At 39.9% G+C, this 16783-nt stretch carries 14 protein-coding genes; 8 read left to right on the top strand and 6 right to left on the bottom strand.

Annotation, left to right across the window (positions count from 1 at the left end; translation table 11 throughout):
• Positions 1–3: 3 nt before the first annotated feature.
• Positions 4–822: a 3-methyl-2-oxobutanoate hydroxymethyltransferase gene (gene panB, locus RIB54_RS20125; RefSeq protein ID WP_350102669.1), complete on the top strand. Its 819-nt coding sequence runs from the start codon at positions 4–6 to the stop codon at positions 820–822.
• Between the two features lie 118 nt (positions 823–940).
• Here panB and RIB54_RS20120 read toward each other — a convergent pair whose 3' ends face one another.
• The 3 genes from RIB54_RS20120 to RIB54_RS20110 form a co-directional block, all read right to left on the bottom strand.
• The gene (locus tag RIB54_RS20120; protein ID WP_350102668.1) at positions 941–1660 is read right to left on the bottom strand and encodes a glycoside hydrolase family 25 protein; all 720 of its coding nucleotides are present in this window, start codon (positions 1658–1660) and stop codon (positions 941–943) included.
• Positions 1661–1775: 115 nt separating this feature from the next.
• The gene (locus RIB54_RS20115; protein ID WP_350102666.1) at positions 1776–1925 is read right to left on the bottom strand and encodes a PspC domain-containing protein; all 150 of its coding nucleotides are present in this window, start codon (positions 1923–1925) and stop codon (positions 1776–1778) included.
• 70 nt (positions 1926–1995) lie between these two features.
• A complete protein-coding gene (locus RIB54_RS20110; RefSeq protein ID WP_350102665.1) occupies positions 1996–2565 on the bottom strand; it encodes a CAP domain-containing protein in 570 nt (189 codons plus the stop codon).
• A gap of 191 nt (positions 2566–2756) precedes the next feature.
• Between RIB54_RS20110 and RIB54_RS20105 the strand changes: the two genes are divergently transcribed.
• Positions 2757–4985 carry an NADP-dependent isocitrate dehydrogenase gene (locus tag RIB54_RS20105; RefSeq protein WP_350103008.1) on the top strand — a complete coding sequence of 743 codons (2229 nt, stop codon included), beginning with the start codon at positions 2757–2759 and terminating at the stop codon, positions 4983–4985.
• A gap of 88 nt (positions 4986–5073) precedes the next feature.
• Here the strand turns inward: RIB54_RS20105 and RIB54_RS20100 are convergent, their stop codons facing one another.
• A complete protein-coding gene (locus RIB54_RS20100; protein ID WP_350102663.1) occupies positions 5074–6684 on the bottom strand; it encodes a tetratricopeptide repeat protein in 1611 nt (536 codons plus the stop codon).
• 96 nt (positions 6685–6780) lie between these two features.
• Positions 6781–9984 (bottom strand): two-component regulator propeller domain-containing protein, encoded by a 3204-nt coding sequence (locus RIB54_RS20095; RefSeq protein WP_350102662.1) that lies wholly within the window; start codon positions 9982–9984, stop codon positions 6781–6783.
• Positions 9985–10102: 118 nt separating this feature from the next.
• On the opposite strand from RIB54_RS20095, the gene RIB54_RS20090 reads away from it, so the two are divergent.
• From RIB54_RS20090 to RIB54_RS20075, 4 genes are all read left to right on the top strand, one after another.
• A complete protein-coding gene (locus RIB54_RS20090; RefSeq protein ID WP_350102660.1) occupies positions 10103–10552 on the top strand; it encodes a hypothetical protein in 450 nt (149 codons plus the stop codon).
• A gap of 180 nt (positions 10553–10732) precedes the next feature.
• Positions 10733–10984: a type II toxin-antitoxin system Phd/YefM family antitoxin gene (locus tag RIB54_RS20085; protein ID WP_350102658.1), complete on the top strand. Its 252-nt coding sequence runs from the start codon at positions 10733–10735 to the stop codon at positions 10982–10984.
• Complete coding sequence (locus tag RIB54_RS20080) at positions 10984–11241, top strand: Txe/YoeB family addiction module toxin (protein ID WP_350068731.1); 258 nt, start codon at positions 10984–10986, stop codon at positions 11239–11241. The genes RIB54_RS20085 and RIB54_RS20080 overlap by 1 nt, the downstream gene beginning before the upstream one ends.
• A 425-nt stretch (positions 11242–11666) precedes the next feature.
• Complete coding sequence (locus tag RIB54_RS20075) at positions 11667–12059, top strand: hypothetical protein (RefSeq protein WP_350102656.1); 393 nt, start codon at positions 11667–11669, stop codon at positions 12057–12059.
• Between the two features lie 133 nt (positions 12060–12192).
• Here RIB54_RS20075 and acs read toward each other — a convergent pair whose 3' ends face one another.
• Entirely contained in the window at positions 12193–14091 is a 1899-nt protein-coding gene (gene acs, locus RIB54_RS20070) for an acetate--CoA ligase (protein WP_350102654.1), read from the bottom strand.
• A 185-nt stretch (positions 14092–14276) separates the two neighbouring features.
• Between acs and RIB54_RS20065 the strand changes: the two genes are divergently transcribed.
• Both RIB54_RS20065 and RIB54_RS20060 read left to right on the top strand, forming a co-directional pair.
• Positions 14277–15236 (top strand): c-type cytochrome, encoded by a 960-nt coding sequence (locus RIB54_RS20065; protein WP_350102651.1) that lies wholly within the window; start codon positions 14277–14279, stop codon positions 15234–15236.
• A gap of 83 nt (positions 15237–15319) precedes the next feature.
• Positions 15320–16723, top strand: a complete 1404-nt coding sequence (locus RIB54_RS20060; protein ID WP_350102649.1) for a pyridoxal phosphate-dependent decarboxylase family protein — start codon at positions 15320–15322, stop codon at positions 16721–16723.
• The last annotated feature ends 60 nt before the right edge of the window (positions 16724–16783 follow it).

Here is a 16783-nt window from a genome sequence, read left to right as displayed (position 1 = left end):
ATCATGTCAGTACATAAGAAGGATATTAAAAAAATAACCACGCACCAGCTGCAGGAGATGAAAAATCGTGGTGAGAAAATAGCTATGCTCACTGCTTACGATTTTTCTATGGCCAAAATATTAGATGCCGCTGGAATTGATGTGTTACTGGTGGGCGATTCTGCTTCCAACGTAATGGCCGGAAATGAAACTACCTTGCCCATTACACTGGATCAAATGATCTATCATGCCACTTCGGTGGTTAAGGCAGTGGAGCGTGCATTTGTTATTGTTGATATTCCTTTTGGCTCTTATCAGGGAAATTCTTCAGAAGCGCTGCGTTCTGCTATCAGGATAATGAAAGAATCTGGAGCGCATGCCGTAAAGATGGAAGGAGGCCGGGAGATCAAGGAATCTGTTGTAAGGATTTTAAGTGCGGGTGTTCCTGTTATGGGACACTTAGGACTGACCCCGCAGTCTATTTTTAAGTTTGGAACATACACAGTACGCGCTAAGGAAGAGGAAGAGGCAAACAAGCTTTTGGAAGATGCCAAGCTGCTGGAAGAATGCGGTTGTTTTTCTATAGTGCTGGAAAAGATACCAGCGCATTTGGCAAAGAAAGTAGCTGAAGCTGTTTCTATACCAATTATAGGTATTGGTGCAGGACCCGATGTAGATGGTCAGGTGCTGGTAATGCAGGACATGCTAGGTATTACCAAAGAATTTAAACCTCGCTTTTTGAGAAGATATGCTGACTTGTATACTTCTATATCAGATGCTGTGAGCCATTACATTGAAGACGTTAAGGCCAAGGACTTTCCAAGTGAAGAGGAGAAGTATTAATTATTCAAGTCTTAAATGACAAGCAAATATGTCATTTTTACAATGCCTTTTATATTGTTAGTTAGTAGTAGATTTGACGTGAAAGGTTCATTTGATTTTGAACTCTTTCTGGGTCATCTTAAAGCCCTTTTTTAAATGTTTCAAATTCATCAGGACTGCCATTGAAAACATTTAGGTCTACATACATATCAATCCCTTTTAGGTGAGCCCTGTTAGCAAACTGCCACAGAGTCCAGTTAATATTGTCCGTATTGGGTTCAGTGAAAATATCTCTAATCCATATTGGGTTCTCAGAAAACTGACTTACGGAGTAATCTTTATAGAATTCTTTTGTGACATAAATTATTGGAGTCTTTTGGTAGTGATTTTCTAGGATTGTCATAAACTCCCGAATTTCTGAAAGTATTACTTCTTTTGATTTATTGGTTTGACAATTTCCTCCGTACTCTAAATCTATTACTGGAGGCAAGCTGCTCCTATCATTAGGAACTGAAGAGATAAAATTTTCAGCCTGTTCAATTCCGTCTTTGCATATTCTATAAAAATGATAAGCACCAACTGGAATGTTGTTGTTCTTAGTGTTTTCCCAATTTTCTAAAAATCTTGGATCTTTATAGTCACCACCTTCAGTGGCCTTTACAAATACAAATTTGATGTCTTCTTTGGTAAGTTCATCCCAATCTATTAAGCCTTGATGATGTGAGATATCAATTCCCTGAATGGGGTATTCTTTTTTTGAGGGGTAATTAAAACGAACATAGCCCTTGAATAATAGAAAAGCTAAACCAAACATTATGGCAGCACCGGTAATTAGAATTGTCCAAATCTTCTTTTTCATTACAACCTCTTCAAATCTTTATTTTAATAAATATCTAAAATAAAGAAATTTGAATGAGGAACTAACTCTTGGCATATGAAGGTTGATTTTTGTTATTTGTTCGAATCCCAAACTTCTACTTTGAGAAAATCTTAACTAGCCAGAGAATTAAATACAGCCCTATACCAAAACCAAAGAAAAGCACAGTAACAACAAATGCTATTCTGATGAAGGCGACATCCCATCCAAGTTTTGAACTAAGCCATTTAGATACTCCTAATATCATAGGTAATGAAGTTTAAATTGTGACTGATTCCAAGGTAATTAATTTTATCATTATTTCTAAGGCTTTAAGGTCACTCACAGCTAACAATCTTATTCTGCTCATCTGCTTCACGGCCAAACCAGACAACACCATATTCCTTGTAAAAGCCGATGCCTACACCTTTCCATTCTATATCCTTCCACATGCCTAAATTGACTATCAATGGATTGTGAGAAGGGCTTTTCTGCCAACCTTCCAACCCTTGTTCTGCCGTGGCTCCTGCTGAGCTGTAATAGGCTATTTCATAACCGTCACCCGAGTACCCTGCTATCTCCCGGGGCTTATCCCACATGCATTGTGCGGCCTTGTGATCATTGGTATAACAGCAAGAGCTCCAGTTGCCATTTTCTGACCAGCTATGGGGATTACATTCATTGACTTTGGAAAAATCAAAATGATCCGCTAAATCTTTAGCATGCATCTGCGCCACCATAGATAACTTGGCCGAATAAGGAATCGGTTTTAGTCTTTTTTGCTTACGGTAGGCATTCATCATTTCATAGAGCTTTTTCTCTTCGGCATTCAGGCAAACATCAACTTCTGGGGTAATGGTTGGAGAAAACCAAGTTGTTAAAATGACGAAATATAGAACCTGGATCATATTGGTGGAATCTTTTGCGTTCTATTTTAACGGCTATGTCATCAATCTGTTACTTTATACCTCAATTTATGTGATGGCTGGCTTTATATACGATCAGCTTTTTGTTAAATTCGCAGTCTTTCAACTTGACTGTTTAAACATCACAATATATACAAAACGGCCATGTTTTGCTGGCTGTTCTAAAACGTAAAATAATGACAAAGACTTCAAAGATTATTTACACGATTACAGACGAGGCACCGGCCCTTGCTACACATTCATTTCTGCCAATAATTAAGGCGTTTACAAAGCCTGCCGAGGTAGAAGTTGAGACGAGGGACATTTCATTGGCAGGTCGCATTTTGGCGGTATTTCCAGAATATCTTTCTGATGATCAAAAAGTAGGTGATGCACTTACTGAGCTTGGAGAGTTGGCGAAAACGCCTGAAGCTAACATTATTAAACTCCCAAATATCAGTGCATCCATTCCTCAATTGAGCGCAGCCATCAAAGAGCTGCAATCAAAAGGTTACAAAGTGCCAAACTATCCTGATGAGCCTAAAACTGATGCTGAAAAGGAAGCAAGATCAAGATACGATAAAATAAAGGGCAGTGCAGTTAACCCTGTCTTGCGTGAAGGTAACTCTGACAGAAGGGCACCTAGAGCTGTAAAACAATATGCTCAAAAAAATCCACACAGAATGGGAGCATGGTCTGCAGATTCTAAAACTCATGTTTCGCATATGAATGGAGGAGACTTTTACTCTAATGAAAAGTCTGTAACTGTAAGCAAAGCAGGTAGTGTAAAAATAGAATTGGTTGATAATGCAGGTAATACCACCATTCTAAAAGATAAAGTGGCGCTTAAAGAAGGTGAAGTAATTGATGCAACTGTAATGAGCAAAAAGGCATTGGTTATATTTCTTGAGGAGCAAATTGCAGATGCCAAAAAGCAGAATGTGCTACTTTCATTGCATATGAAAGCCACAATGATGAAGGTTTCTGACCCTATCATTTTTGGACATGCGGTTAAAACATATTTCAAAAGCTTATTTGATAAATATGGCGCTGATCTGGAATCGGTAGGGGTTGATGTAAAGAATGGCTTTGGTGATGTTTTAGCAAAAATAGGTGAATTACCTGCTGACAAGAAGGCGGCTGTAGAAGCCGAAATAGAGGCTTGTTTGGCTAATGGACCAGCTTTGGCAATGGTAAATTCTGATAAAGGTATTACCAACCTGCATGTGCCAAGTGATGTGATCATAGATGCTTCTATGCCTGCCATGATCCGTGAGTCTGGAAAGATGTGGGATAAGGATGGAAAAACCCAGGATACCAAGGCGGTAATTCCAGATAATAGTTATGCTGGCATCTATCAGGTGACCATTGATTTTTGTAAAAAACATGGAGCATTTGACCCAAAAACTATGGGTACTGTGCCTAATGTCGGGTTGATGGCGCAGAAAGCTGAGGAGTATGGTTCTCATGACAAGACATTTGAAATGCCTGCTGATGGTACTGTTAAGGTGACTGATCAGGACGGCAATGTTTTGATTGAGCATAAAGTAGAAACTGGGGATATCTGGAGAATGTGTCAGGCTAAAGATGCACCTATCCAGGATTGGGTTAAGCTAGCAGTAACCAGAGCTAAGACTACTAAGACGCCTGCTATTTTCTGGTTAGATAAGAACAGAGAACATGATGCTCAATTGATTGAGAAGGTTAATAAATACCTTAAGGATCATGATACTACCGGATTGGAGATTAAGATCATGGCACCAGAGGAGGCTACTCAATATACTTTAGAAAGAATCAAAGATGGTAAAGACACCATTTCCGTAACAGGTAATGTTTTGAGGGATTATCTGACAGACCTTTTCCCAATCTTGGAGTTAGGTACATCTGCAAAAATGTTGTCAATTGTTCCTTTGATGAATGGAGGAGGATTGTTTGAAACAGGTGCAGGAGGTTCTGCTCCTAAGCACGTGCAGCAGTTTGTTGAAGAAGGCCATTTGAGATGGGATTCACTAGGAGAGTTTTTAGCGCTTGCACCTTCATTGGAGCATCTGGCTAATGCCTCTGGAAATAACAGAGCTCAAATATTAGCAGACACTTTGGATGAAGCCACTGGTAAGTTTCTTGATAATGACAAGTCTCCATCTAGAAAGGTGAATGAGTTGGATAACAGAGGTAGTCATTTCTACCTGGCTATGTACTGGGCTCAGGCTTTAGCAGCACAAAACGAAGATGCTAATTTGAAATCATTGTTTAGTGGTGTAGCAGAGAAGTTAGCTGCTAATGAAACCAAAATTGTGGATGAGTTAAATGCCGCTCAGGGAAGTCCTGTTGATATTGGTGGATATTACTATCCTGATGTAACTAAGACCAGCAATGCCATGCGCCCGAGTGCTACATTTAATGAGATATTAGGAAGTATTTAATATAGAAAGTCAATTCATGAAAAAGGACTGCTTCTCTTGGGGCAGTCCTTTTTTGATTAAAATTTAAACCATAAAGAGCGCAGAGCAGTTAATTCATAGCTATCATTTCTTTTTTCCAAAACACATCTAAAATTTTCTGAACTTCTTCGGCCTCATCTGTACGGCCCAGCATGGTTAAAGCCTTCATCTTTCCCCTAAGTGCTTTTGATCTATTGGTTCTGTTTTCCAAACTTTGATTGAATTGTGCAAGTGCCTCTTCTGCTCTGTCCTTTGTTAGTAACCAGTCTCCATATTGCTCAAAAGATGGGTAGGCTATAAAAGGAGGGCCTGAATCATAGTCACTGCTCGCCTCTAGTTTAGTGGCTTCTTTTAAATGCTGCTCAACCTTTTCATCATCATTTTCAAGCATTGCTATTAAAGCTTCCATCTGGTGAATGGTTACATTGGTTTTTGTAATACCTCCTTCAGTGGGGGCATAACGTGTTGGTCCGGCACTGCACATGGCAATACCATCATCACCCACCACAAGTTTTGCGGTCTCAACATGAAGTTGCAGAGTATCAATTTCTAATGCTATTTGCTCTTTATCTTTATTATGAAAGGCTAAAAGGCTTCTGAAAAAATGCTTTTGCGATTTAGCACTTAAGCCTAATTTGCTATAATCCACGTCAACGGGTTTCAGGTCTTCCGGCCATGTCCCACTTTCAATTAGCTGTTCATTTTGCATAGTGATCGTGTAGCTATCAGAAGCAGTTGAATCTTGAAAATAACTAACCATTTCCCTTAATAACTGCTCCGCTTTCTCATAGTTTCCTTGTTGTAAGTAGCCATAGTGAAGCCAGGCCATAGAATGATAGCCTCGATCCTTGCCTGTAAGACCCTTTCTTTCAATTCTATTCAGACTGGCCTGATAAGAATCGATATTAGAACTCACGACCTCATTCCACATGCCCAATGCTACATAAATGTGTGAAGGCATGTGCAGTGCATGTGCCGCATCCGGAGCTACTTTTGCATATTCATTGGCGGCATTTACAGCCAGTTTAGCATACTCAGGATCATCATTTGAATGGATCATATAATGTAGCGCACCAGGATGGGTTGGATTTTCCTTCATAACTCCAGCCGCCACTTCTGCGGCTTTGTTAAGTTTTTCCTGATCATCATAATCTGACCACATCAAGGCCAGCGAATAAAAGGCAGCGACCTCTAAATCATTAGGATATTTACCATAAAGGTTCTCCATGTGGCTGGCATACTTTTCATTTCTTTCATTAAGCTCCCCTTCTCCAAAAAGTAGCTCAATTCCTTCCCAAAAATCTCTTTCCAATCCTTCTTCAGCTTTAGCTAGTCTTTCTTCTTTATTAGGACCAAGCTTAGCCATAACTTCTCTTCCTGCTGGCACATTTTGAAGTCCCCAGAGTGCTTTGTAATTACACATGGCCTCACCCCAATATGCCATTACTTCATTTTTATCAGCTGTCTGCGCTTCTAAAAATGCATCTTTTGCATCGTCATATTCAAAACTATGAAGTAGCAATAGACCTTTGTCAAAAGCTTCTGTAGCTTCAGGAGAAACTGGAAATTGGTACTTAATTTCACCTAAAGTGTAGTTTTCTTCAGTAGTAGTTTCTTTTGGTTGGCTACAGCCAACAAGAATAGCAAGGCCAATAAATGGAAGGGTTGAAAATTTATTCATTATGAAAGGAATTTTGATTTGTTACAAGTTACTTAAAATTCGAATAAATCATACGGCATTACTAATGAGTAACAATGTTAAATCACTATAACCGCTTTATTTATTCTGCCTTTTAAGTTCAGCAATTTGTTCTTTGAGCTTGGCGATTTCAGATTCCAGTTCTTCGGTCCTGCGGTCACGATCTTCATTGATGGCCTGCATTTCTTCAAGGTTCTGCTGTAGCTCTTCTTCACGCACTTTCAGCTCTTCTTCCTTGATTTTAGATTCTTCAAGCAGCTTTTTAGTTTGCTCACTTAATAGAGTAGTATTGATTGTAGTGGTTAGCCTTTCACTAAACTGCTCAAGAAATTCTCTTCTGTATTCTGGTATTTGGTTAAATGATGCCAGTTCCATTACCCCAACAATAACATCTTCATATTTCAACGGCATAAGCAATAATGCAGCGGGGGAGGACTGACCAAGGCCACTTTCAATTTTAAGATAATCAGCAGGCAGGTCTTCTATATATTTAATGACCTTTTCTTTATAACATTCGCCAACTAGTCCTGTACCCAAATCATATGACTGGGCTCCCGGATAGCCGTAGTTCGCTACCATATTCAGCAATGTTTCGCCTTCCTCATTTTCCTGTGCAATGTAGAGGGCTGCAATGGGCACCTCAAGCAACTCGACAACATTTTTAAGCACGTCTTGCGTCAGTTCCTTAATGTCATCCTTGCTGCGGCTCAACACTTCACCAAGTTTTACGATACTCTGATCTTTCCAGATCCTGTCTTTTTCTAACTCGCGCTGCTCTGCAATAGCCTGCTTTTGCTTCTCCACTTCATCCTGAGCTTCTTTAATTTTGCCTTCCAATATGGCTTTATCATGGTTTAAGCTGCGCTCGCGGTAGCTGATAAATATCCTGACAACTCCGAACAAGGCGCCACCCACTAAAAGATAAAACCACCAGGTGTTCCAGAAGGGCGGAGAAATAGTAATGGTAAGCTGTACCCCTTCTTCATTCCATACATTGTCATTGTTAGAGCCTTTCACCTTAAAGACATATTCACCGGCATTCAGGTTAGTATAGGTGGCTGTCCTTTTATTTCCTACATAATTCCAGTCTTCATCAAAGCCTTCGAGCATATAGGCATATTGATTTTTTTCAGGGGAATTGAAATTAAGAGCGGCAAAGCTGAAGCTTAAAACAGAATGAGAATAGTCCAAATCAAGCTCTTTGGTAAAAGAGATGCTCTGATTCAATAGTGAATCCTTACCAATGCCAACAGGCCTGTTAAATATTTGGAAATCACTTATGACTACAGGCGGCACATTTGTGTTATTCTTAATTTCATTTGGGTAAAAAATATTAAGCCCGTTCACTCCACCGAACATCATACTGCCATCACGGTTTTTATAGGAGGCTCCCCAGTAAAACTCATTACTTTGCAGTCCTTCGCTGGCATCATAACTTCTAAACTGCTCTGTGGTCTTGTTGAATTTTGAAAGGCCGTTGTTAGTCGCTGCCCAGATGTTATTTTCTTCATCTTCTAATATGCCGAAAACCACATTATTGGCAAGCCCATCTTTTTCTGTGAAAGACCTTAAACTTCCTGACCTTGTATCCAGTACATTAAGCCCACCACCAAAGGTGCCTATCCATAACTTCTTGTCGGCATCCATGTGCAAACTGATCACATGGTCGCTACTTAGGCCAGCACGATTTTCTGTCTGAAGCCCATAGGTGGTAATCGAGGTTCTGTCTGGTGATAATTTATTCAGGCCAGTCCAGGTGCCAATGTACAAAGTGCCATCATCATCTTCCAGAAAGGCTTTTCCCTGAATCGTGCTTTTTAACTGGTCATGGGTGGTCTTTTTCCATTGATTTGAAAACGCATCATAAGTTGCCAGTCCATTTTCTGTACCTACCCAAAAAACACCAAATTGATCTTTGTGAAATACCTGAATACGATTATCTGGAAGGGAGTTCGCAACTCCGGGTTTGCTCTGAATAGTATCCATAGTTCCGGTTAAAGGATCATAAATATTGATACCCCCGCCCCAGGTTCCGATCCACATTTTACCTTCTTCATCTTTGTAAATGGCCGAAATCTCAGCATTTACAATCTGGTCATTTTGCTCGAACATCCTAACCTCACCGGTGGTCCTGTCTAGTAAATTGAGGCCACCGCCTTGGGTACCAACCCATATAAGACCCGTTTCATCTTCATAAAGACTTCTGATCAGGTTGTTTGAAAGTGAATTGGAATTTCCAGGAATGCTTCTGTAAGTGTTAAAGCTTTTTCGCTCCAATAGTTTGTTGATTTTATCGCCTTCATTGCCGATCCATAGCCCGCCTGTTTTATCCTGAAAAATTGCCCGTGGCTGGTCATTGCTTAAACTGGCAGGATCTGACGGGTCGTTTTTATAGTGACTGAACTCCAAAGTTTCCAATTCAAAGACGTCCAATCCGCTATTGGTAGCAAGCCACACCAGCTTGTTCTCATCAAAATGAATGTCATAAACACCAGTGCCTCCGAGAGCATTAGTGCTACCATCATTAACATAATGAGTAAAGGTCTTTGCATTTTTATTCAGCACATTTAAACCACCATTGTCGGTACCCACCCAGATTTTTCCATCACCATTGCTGTTAATGCTTCTTATACTGTTTGACTTTAGCCCAAGGCTGTCAGAGGCATTGGCCGAGTATCCACCACGAGTTTTGGTTCCCGGATTATAAAAACTTAGTCCGTTTGATGAATACCAGATCAACCCAGCCTCATCTTCATGAATTGCCAAAACGGGGTCAGCACTATTCGCGATTTTTTCAAAGGTTTTGGTTGCTGGATCAAACCTGTTCAGGCCATTGGACCAGGTGCCCACCCAAAGGATGCCTTTGCTGTCAAGCATGACTGACCAAACGGCATTGCCGCTAATCGAGTTTTTATTTTCAGGGTCATTCTTATAGTTTACAAATCGCTCTTCTTTGGTGATATAGCAGCTGAGCCCACCACCTTGAGTGGCTATCCAGATATTACCTAAAGTATCTGCTTCCAGTGCTCGGATGTTATTGTCAGAAAGGGAATTAGAATTACCAATTTCATTTTTAAATATTTTGACATCATAACCGTCATAGCGAAGCAGCCCATCTTGTGAACCAAACCAAATAAAGCCCTGCGCATCTTGGGTAATGGCGGTGATGGAGCGATAGTTTAAAGCCCTGATGTTATCCAGGTGATCGAATTTCAAATCCCTAACCTGACTAAAGGAGGTAAGTGATGAAAGCAGCAGAAGGGTCAAAAACGATCTGGTCATACATTCTAATATAATTAAATTTTGAGCGCTATCTATTTAGAATTTTAGTTTTTAGTGAAAAGAGGAATTATTAACTTGAGATAGTTGGCAATCGTTTTAATAGTAAAAATCCGAGGGTATGAATTTTTCCATGTTATTCATTTTTATAAGTAGCTGTTTTACAATGATATCGGGTGCTGAAGAGCCTGAATTTGCTGATGTGAAAAAGGTGGAAGTGCAGGGCAGCGAGAATGCTTATCAATTTGCAGTTACCTTAAAAAGTCTTGACACGGGATGTGATCAATATGCCGACTGGTGGGAGGTGGTCTCTGAAGATGGAAACTTGATTTATCGAAGAATATTGGCTCATAGCCATGTAGATGAGCAACCCTTTACTCGATCGGGAGGGTCAGTTAATATTACCAAGAATCAACAGGTATGGGTGCGGGCACATATGAATAATGCCGGGTATGGTGGATTGGTAATGAAAGGTTCGGTAGAAGCGGGCTTTCAAATTACACCCTGGCCTGATGGGTTTGCTGAAGGGATTGAGAAGGTGGAGCCGTTGCCTGCGGGGTGTGCTTTTTAGTTTTTCCTATATCTTATCTGAAGTCTGTGAGCCACAGACCTAGGAGAAGTGTCCATTCTGATGCATCTATTCTGTGTTAGGTATGTAGCTGTGACTATAGCACTGAATGTAAATTTTAAGTGTCGCGAAACTTTTAATAAACATATTATGTACATATAATTGTACATAATGTTTAAAAAAATGCTAACAACTACTCTATCAGACTTTAGAAAAGACATTAAGAAATACTTGGATAACGTAACGAATAACTTTGAAACTCTAATTATAAATAGGGGCAAAGACACAGGTGTTGTTATTATGTCACTTGATGAATATAACTCCCTTTCTGCCACCCAGCATGAATTGTCATCCAAATTAAATGAACAGAGATTAGACTCAGCTATTGCTAAGATCAAATCGGGAGACTCATTTGAAAAAGAGCTATTGGATTAATGAAGTATATTTTCATTGATGAGTCTTGGGAAGACTATCTATACTGGCAAAAGACTGACAAGAAGATTCTAAAACGAATAAATAACTTGATCAAGGAGATTTCCAGAAATCCTTTTGATGGAATAGGCAAGCCAGAACCTTTAAAATACAAATACAGTGGTTTTTGGTCAAGGAGAATTGACGGTGAACATCGATTAATTTATAGAGTTAAAGATGATGAAATTCATATTGCTAAGTGTAGATTTCATTATGATTAGCAATGGTACATTTTACCCCAAACTAGTCCAATTTTGGCTTTGGCTCGTGTCCTCACGAGCTAATCTTTTTTTAAAACGTTACTCTTTATCATTCCAGCTTGTGTTTCGTGGAGACACGAAACATGGCTTTGTCAAACAGGTTCATTTAGTTAAATTAGTAAAACAACATTATGTGATGAGGTCTGTGAGTCACAGACCTTGGAGAAGAGCCGTTGCCTGCAGGGTGTACTCTTTAGTTTTTCTAGACTATATTGGTGGCGAAAATAGAAGATCTGATTGTTAGCCAAGTACTAAGTGCCAGAGGAATGAGTTTTTTTAATCGATATTTACTTACTAAAAGTTCTACGCAACTTATCATTATTCGCAGTAGGAATAGGCAAATTCTAAATTCAGTTGTATATATCGGTGTTATAGCCATATGGTACATGGCTTTATTCATTCAGAATCCTAAAAAGGAAAACCTGTTAATTTACCTCTTTTATATTGCGCCTCTTCTCATGTTGCCAGTAGTTTTTAGAAGTATAAAGAATTCGGTAAGACCAGATATATTCAAATTTGATAAACACTTAGGTGAATTGCTAATAAATGACATCAGACAGGCTAAGCTCTCGGATATAACCAAAGTAATAGTCGACTATCCAAATAAACAAGATATTGAAGAATGTACACTTGAACTGGAGGTTAGCGGTCAGTCGAACTTAAAGATTGATAGATCTGATGCAGGGTTTAATAATGAGGTTATTAGGACAGCCGAAAGTATAGCAGAATTTTTGGATGTTAAAGCTATCGATAGGCATCCTCATAATAGAAAAATATGACCAGTCTAGCTGCCTTAATAGTTCAAACGTCTCGTTTGGACTACATAAACCAACCATCTGCCAATAAAACAAAAAGACCCAAGTGAGACATTTGAACCAGCTTTTGTTTTTAAAACTTTTCGCAGTTAGTAATTTACAATTTAGCCCCCTCTTTAATCGCTTCCACCACTTCAGGATTCAACAGTGTAGAAATATCACCCATGTTATCTGTGTCTTTTGAGGCTATCTTTCTCAAGATCCTGCGCATGATTTTACCAGACCGTGTTTTAGGCAGTCCTGGTACTATCTGAATATGATCCGGACGTGCGATTGGCCCGATGATCTTATTCACCGTTTCTTTTATTTCTGCAATTAGGTTTTCTTCAGAGCGGCCTTCCATATCGCAAATCACAAAAGCATAAATGCCCTGACCTTTAATGTCATGAGGGAAGCCCACCACCGCTGACTCAATTACTTTAGGGTGCTCATTGATAGCATTTTCAACTTCAGCTGTTCCCATTCTATGTCCAGAAACATTGATAACATCATCCACACGGCCTAATATTCTGTAATAACCATCCTCATCGCGTTTTACACCGTCTCCAGTGAAATACAGGTTTTTGAATGTGGAGAAATAGGTTTGCTTGCAGCGCTCATGATCACCATAAGTAGTGCGCAGCATAGACGGCCATGGAAATTTGATACACAAGTTACCTTCAACACTATTGCCTTGAAGTTCCTTGCCATCACCATCAACAATCACTAGCTGGATACCCGGCAGTGGCAAGGTAGCATAAGATGGTTTTGTTGGTGTTATTCCCGCAATTGGAGATATCATAATGCCACCAGTTTCTGTCTGCCACCAGGTGTCAACCAATGGGCATTTTCCCTTACCAATATGAGAGTGATACCAGTGCCATGCTTCTTCATTAATCGGCTCACCTACAGAACCTATAACTTTCAATGAATCTAATTTATATGGTGCTACCGGGTCAGTACCAAACGCTTGTAAAGCTCTAATAGCCGTAGGAGCGGTATAGAATTGATTCACTTTATATTTATCTACAATTTCCCAGAAACGGCCTGCATCTGGGAAAGTAGGAACACCTTCAAACATTACTGTTGTGGCTCCTGCCAATAACGGCCCATAAACAATATAGGAGTGACCTGTAATCCAGCCCACATCAGCGGTGCACCAGTAAATATCACCTTTGCTATATTGAAATACATTTTCAAAAGAGTAGTTGGTATATACCATATACCCACCGCAAGTATGCACCACACCTTTCGGCTGGCCGGTTGACCCCGAAGTGTAAAGTATGAAAAGCATATCTTCAGAATCCATGACCTCTGCCTTGCACTCATCAGGCACATCTTCCACGGCATCGTGCCACCAGATATCTCGGCCACCTTTCATAGACACATTTTCATGTGTTCTTTGAAAGACAATTACTTTCTCAACAGTGGAGGTTTTTTCCAGGGCTTCATCTACCACAGGTTTTACAGGAATAGACTTGGTGCCTCTAAAGTTGCCATCAGAAGTCAGCACCATTTTAGCAGAACAGTCATTGATTCTATCGGCCAAAGCACTTGATGAGAATCCTGCAAAAACCACAGAGTGGATGGCTCCTATTCTGGCACAAGCCAGCATGGCCACTGCAGCTTCCGGCACCATAGGCATGTAGATGATTACCCTATCACCTTTGCCCACACCCTGCGCTTTCATAGCATTTGCAAACTGGTTGACTTTATGAAAAAGCTCTTTATAAGTTATGATTTGATTTTGCTCTTTAGGGTCATTGGGCTCCCATATAATGGCAGGCTTATCACCCAGCGTATACATGTTTCTTTCGAAAATATTCTCAGTGATATTGAGCTTTGCATTTACAAACCATTTAACATCCGGACCTTTAAAATCCCATTCCACCACTTTGTCCCAGCGCTTTTGCCAGTGAAAGGAATCGGCAATCTTCGCCCAAAACTCTTCAGGGTTGGTTACACTTTTTCCGTATTCATGAAAATATCCTGTAAGGGTTTGTATTTTATCGCTCATAACTTATTTAAATAACTCTAATCAACACATATAAAACGTTTGCGGTCTAATTTAAGCAATGAGCCATAAACAAAGTATTGGATGCGTCTATTTTTTGACAGGTCGGAAGGAAATTTTATAACTATCTGACTATCAGTAGATAAATTTAAAATTTATTTCTATATTGTTTCATTCCAAGTTTAATTATGAAAAAAGCCATAAAAATAGTTGGTGCGATAGCAGCTATCGTTATCATTCTTATTCTAATTGGTGTAACCATTGTAAGTGTTAGAGGTATTCCTTCCTATCCTGTTGAAGAGGTTTCATTTGAGCTAACCAGTACCCCTGAGTCTGTGGAGAGGGGTAGAAAGCTGGCTCTGGCATTGTGCGCGAATTGCCATGGAGATAGCGAAACCGGGAAACTTACAGGGCAGCAAATGAAGGATGCTCCCCCTGAGTTTGGAGTTATATACTCTGCAAATATTACTCAGGATAAAACCCATGGCATTGGAGACTGGACACCCAGTGAATTGGCCTATTTGTTACGTACGGGGATTAAAAGAGATGGACAATACGCTCCGCCATATATGGCCAAATTGCCCAAAATGGCTGATGAAGATATTAACGCCATCATTTCGTTTTTAAAATCTGATGATAGAACGGTGGCGGCTGACCCTAAACCAGATAGACCTGTGGAGCCGTCATTCCTGACAAAGATGTTATGCAATATTGCGTTTAAACCACTCCCATATCCAACTGCCTCTATTAATATGCCTGACACATCCAATACCATAGAACTTGGTAAATATCTGGCCATGAATCTGGATTGTTTTTCGTGTCATTCGGCTGATTTTAAAACCAATGATTTCATGGAACCTGAGAAAAGTGAAGGCTACTTTGGTGGAGGTAATAAACCATTAAACCGAGCAGGGCAGGTTATGCTAACACCGAACCTAACTCCAGATCAGGAAACAGGTATCGGCTTGTGGACAAAATATAAGTTTGTGAAGGCAGTTCGTTCTGGTATTAAGGAAGGTGAGTCTGCTCTTGCCTATCCCATGATGCCATATGCCATGCTTACCGAAGCTGAGGCGGGAGCCATTTATGATTATCTAATGACCATACCTCCAATCAAAAATAAAGTGGAGCGGGTGGTTTATGATTGATTGAAATTAAAATGTCGTTCTAATACAATTTTTGGAATCAGACTCAAAATACTTTTGTTGTTTAATCTACTATTGAAAAAAGTATGAATGAACGACTAGAAAAGGACTTAAAGAGCATAGATCAAGTACTCAATCAAACGCTTGATCTTGGGTTAGCTTATTTAAACAGGTTAGATTCCGTTCCCACATCTGTGGAGGTAGCTGAGGCTGATAAGATCATTTTGGAAGATATTGGCTTGGGTGGGTCTAATACCATTGAACAATTTAAGAACAAGTACGAAAAGCTCATGGTAGCTTCAGCCGGCCCAAGGTATTGGGGTTTCGTAACAGGAGGCTCAACTCCCGCAGCTCTTGCAGGAGACATACTTGCCTCGATTTACGATCAGAATACTCAAACAAATAAAGGCCATGGTGATGTTTCTGCATTGATAGAATTTCAGACTATAGATTTATTACTGGACCTGTTTGAGCTTCCCAAAGACTTTATGGGCGGATTCGTTACAGGTGCTACCATGTCTAATTTTACTTGCCTTGGAGTGGCCAGACAATGGGTTGGTAACCAGCTAGGAATGGACATTGGAAAGGATGGGATGACCAGACCCTTTAAGGTGCTTTCGGCTGTTCCTCATTCTTCGGCAATTAAAGCCCTATCAATGCTAGGTTTAGGCAGCAAGAATATTGTAAAAGTTAAGGTTCTGGAAGGTAACAGAGAGGCAATAGATATCGTAGATCTTGAGCAAAAGATTAAAGAGTTGCATGGAGAGCCCTTCATATTAATATCAAGTGGGGGTACCGTTAACACCGTAGATTTTGATGATTTAGAAGCAATAGCCAAATTGAAAGCCAAATACAATTTCTGGTGGCACATAGATGCTGCTTTTGGTGGATTTGCTATTCTTTCAAAGGATCATAAGCACCTGCTGAAAGGTTGGGAGAAAGCAGATAGTATTACCATTGATGGTCACAAGTGGCTAAATGTACCTTATGAAAGTGCCTTTTACTTTATAAATAAGGAGCACAGACTTTTGCAGGTAGAGACTTTTCAGAATTCTAATGCTCCTTATTTGGGCGATCCATTGGACAATTTTAATTATCTCAACTTTTTGCCTGAAAACTCGCGAAGGTTCAAGGCTTTGCCTGCCTGGTTTACCTTAACTGCTTATGGTAGAATGGGCTATCAGGAGATCATTGAAAGAAATATTACCTGTGCTGTGGAGCTGGGAAATTTTATTGAGCAACATGACAAGTTCCAGTTGTTGGCACCAGTTAGGCTGAATACTGTATGTTTTGCTTTAGCTGGCGCAGATGCAGATAGTAAAACGAAAGTATTTCTTAACAAGCTCAATGATACGGGTAAAGTCTTCATGACACCGACCAATTTTGATGGTAAATCTGGCATACGTGCCGCTATTGTGAACTGGCGGACTACCATTAAAGACATTGAGCTGGTTCAATCGCTGATGACTGAGGTAGTCTCAGGTCTATAATGTCGTTCTGATACAATTTTTGGGTAGCCATCCTCTATAGTTTTGCCTCATTATTAATCA

Origin of the sequence: Fulvivirga sp. (assembly GCF_040218215.1) — a bacterium.
Lineage (GTDB): Bacteria > Bacteroidota > Bacteroidia > Cytophagales > Cyclobacteriaceae > Fulvivirga.
The sequence above is the reverse complement of the archived record's forward strand: the minus strand, read 5'-3'. Positions and strand labels throughout refer to the sequence as shown.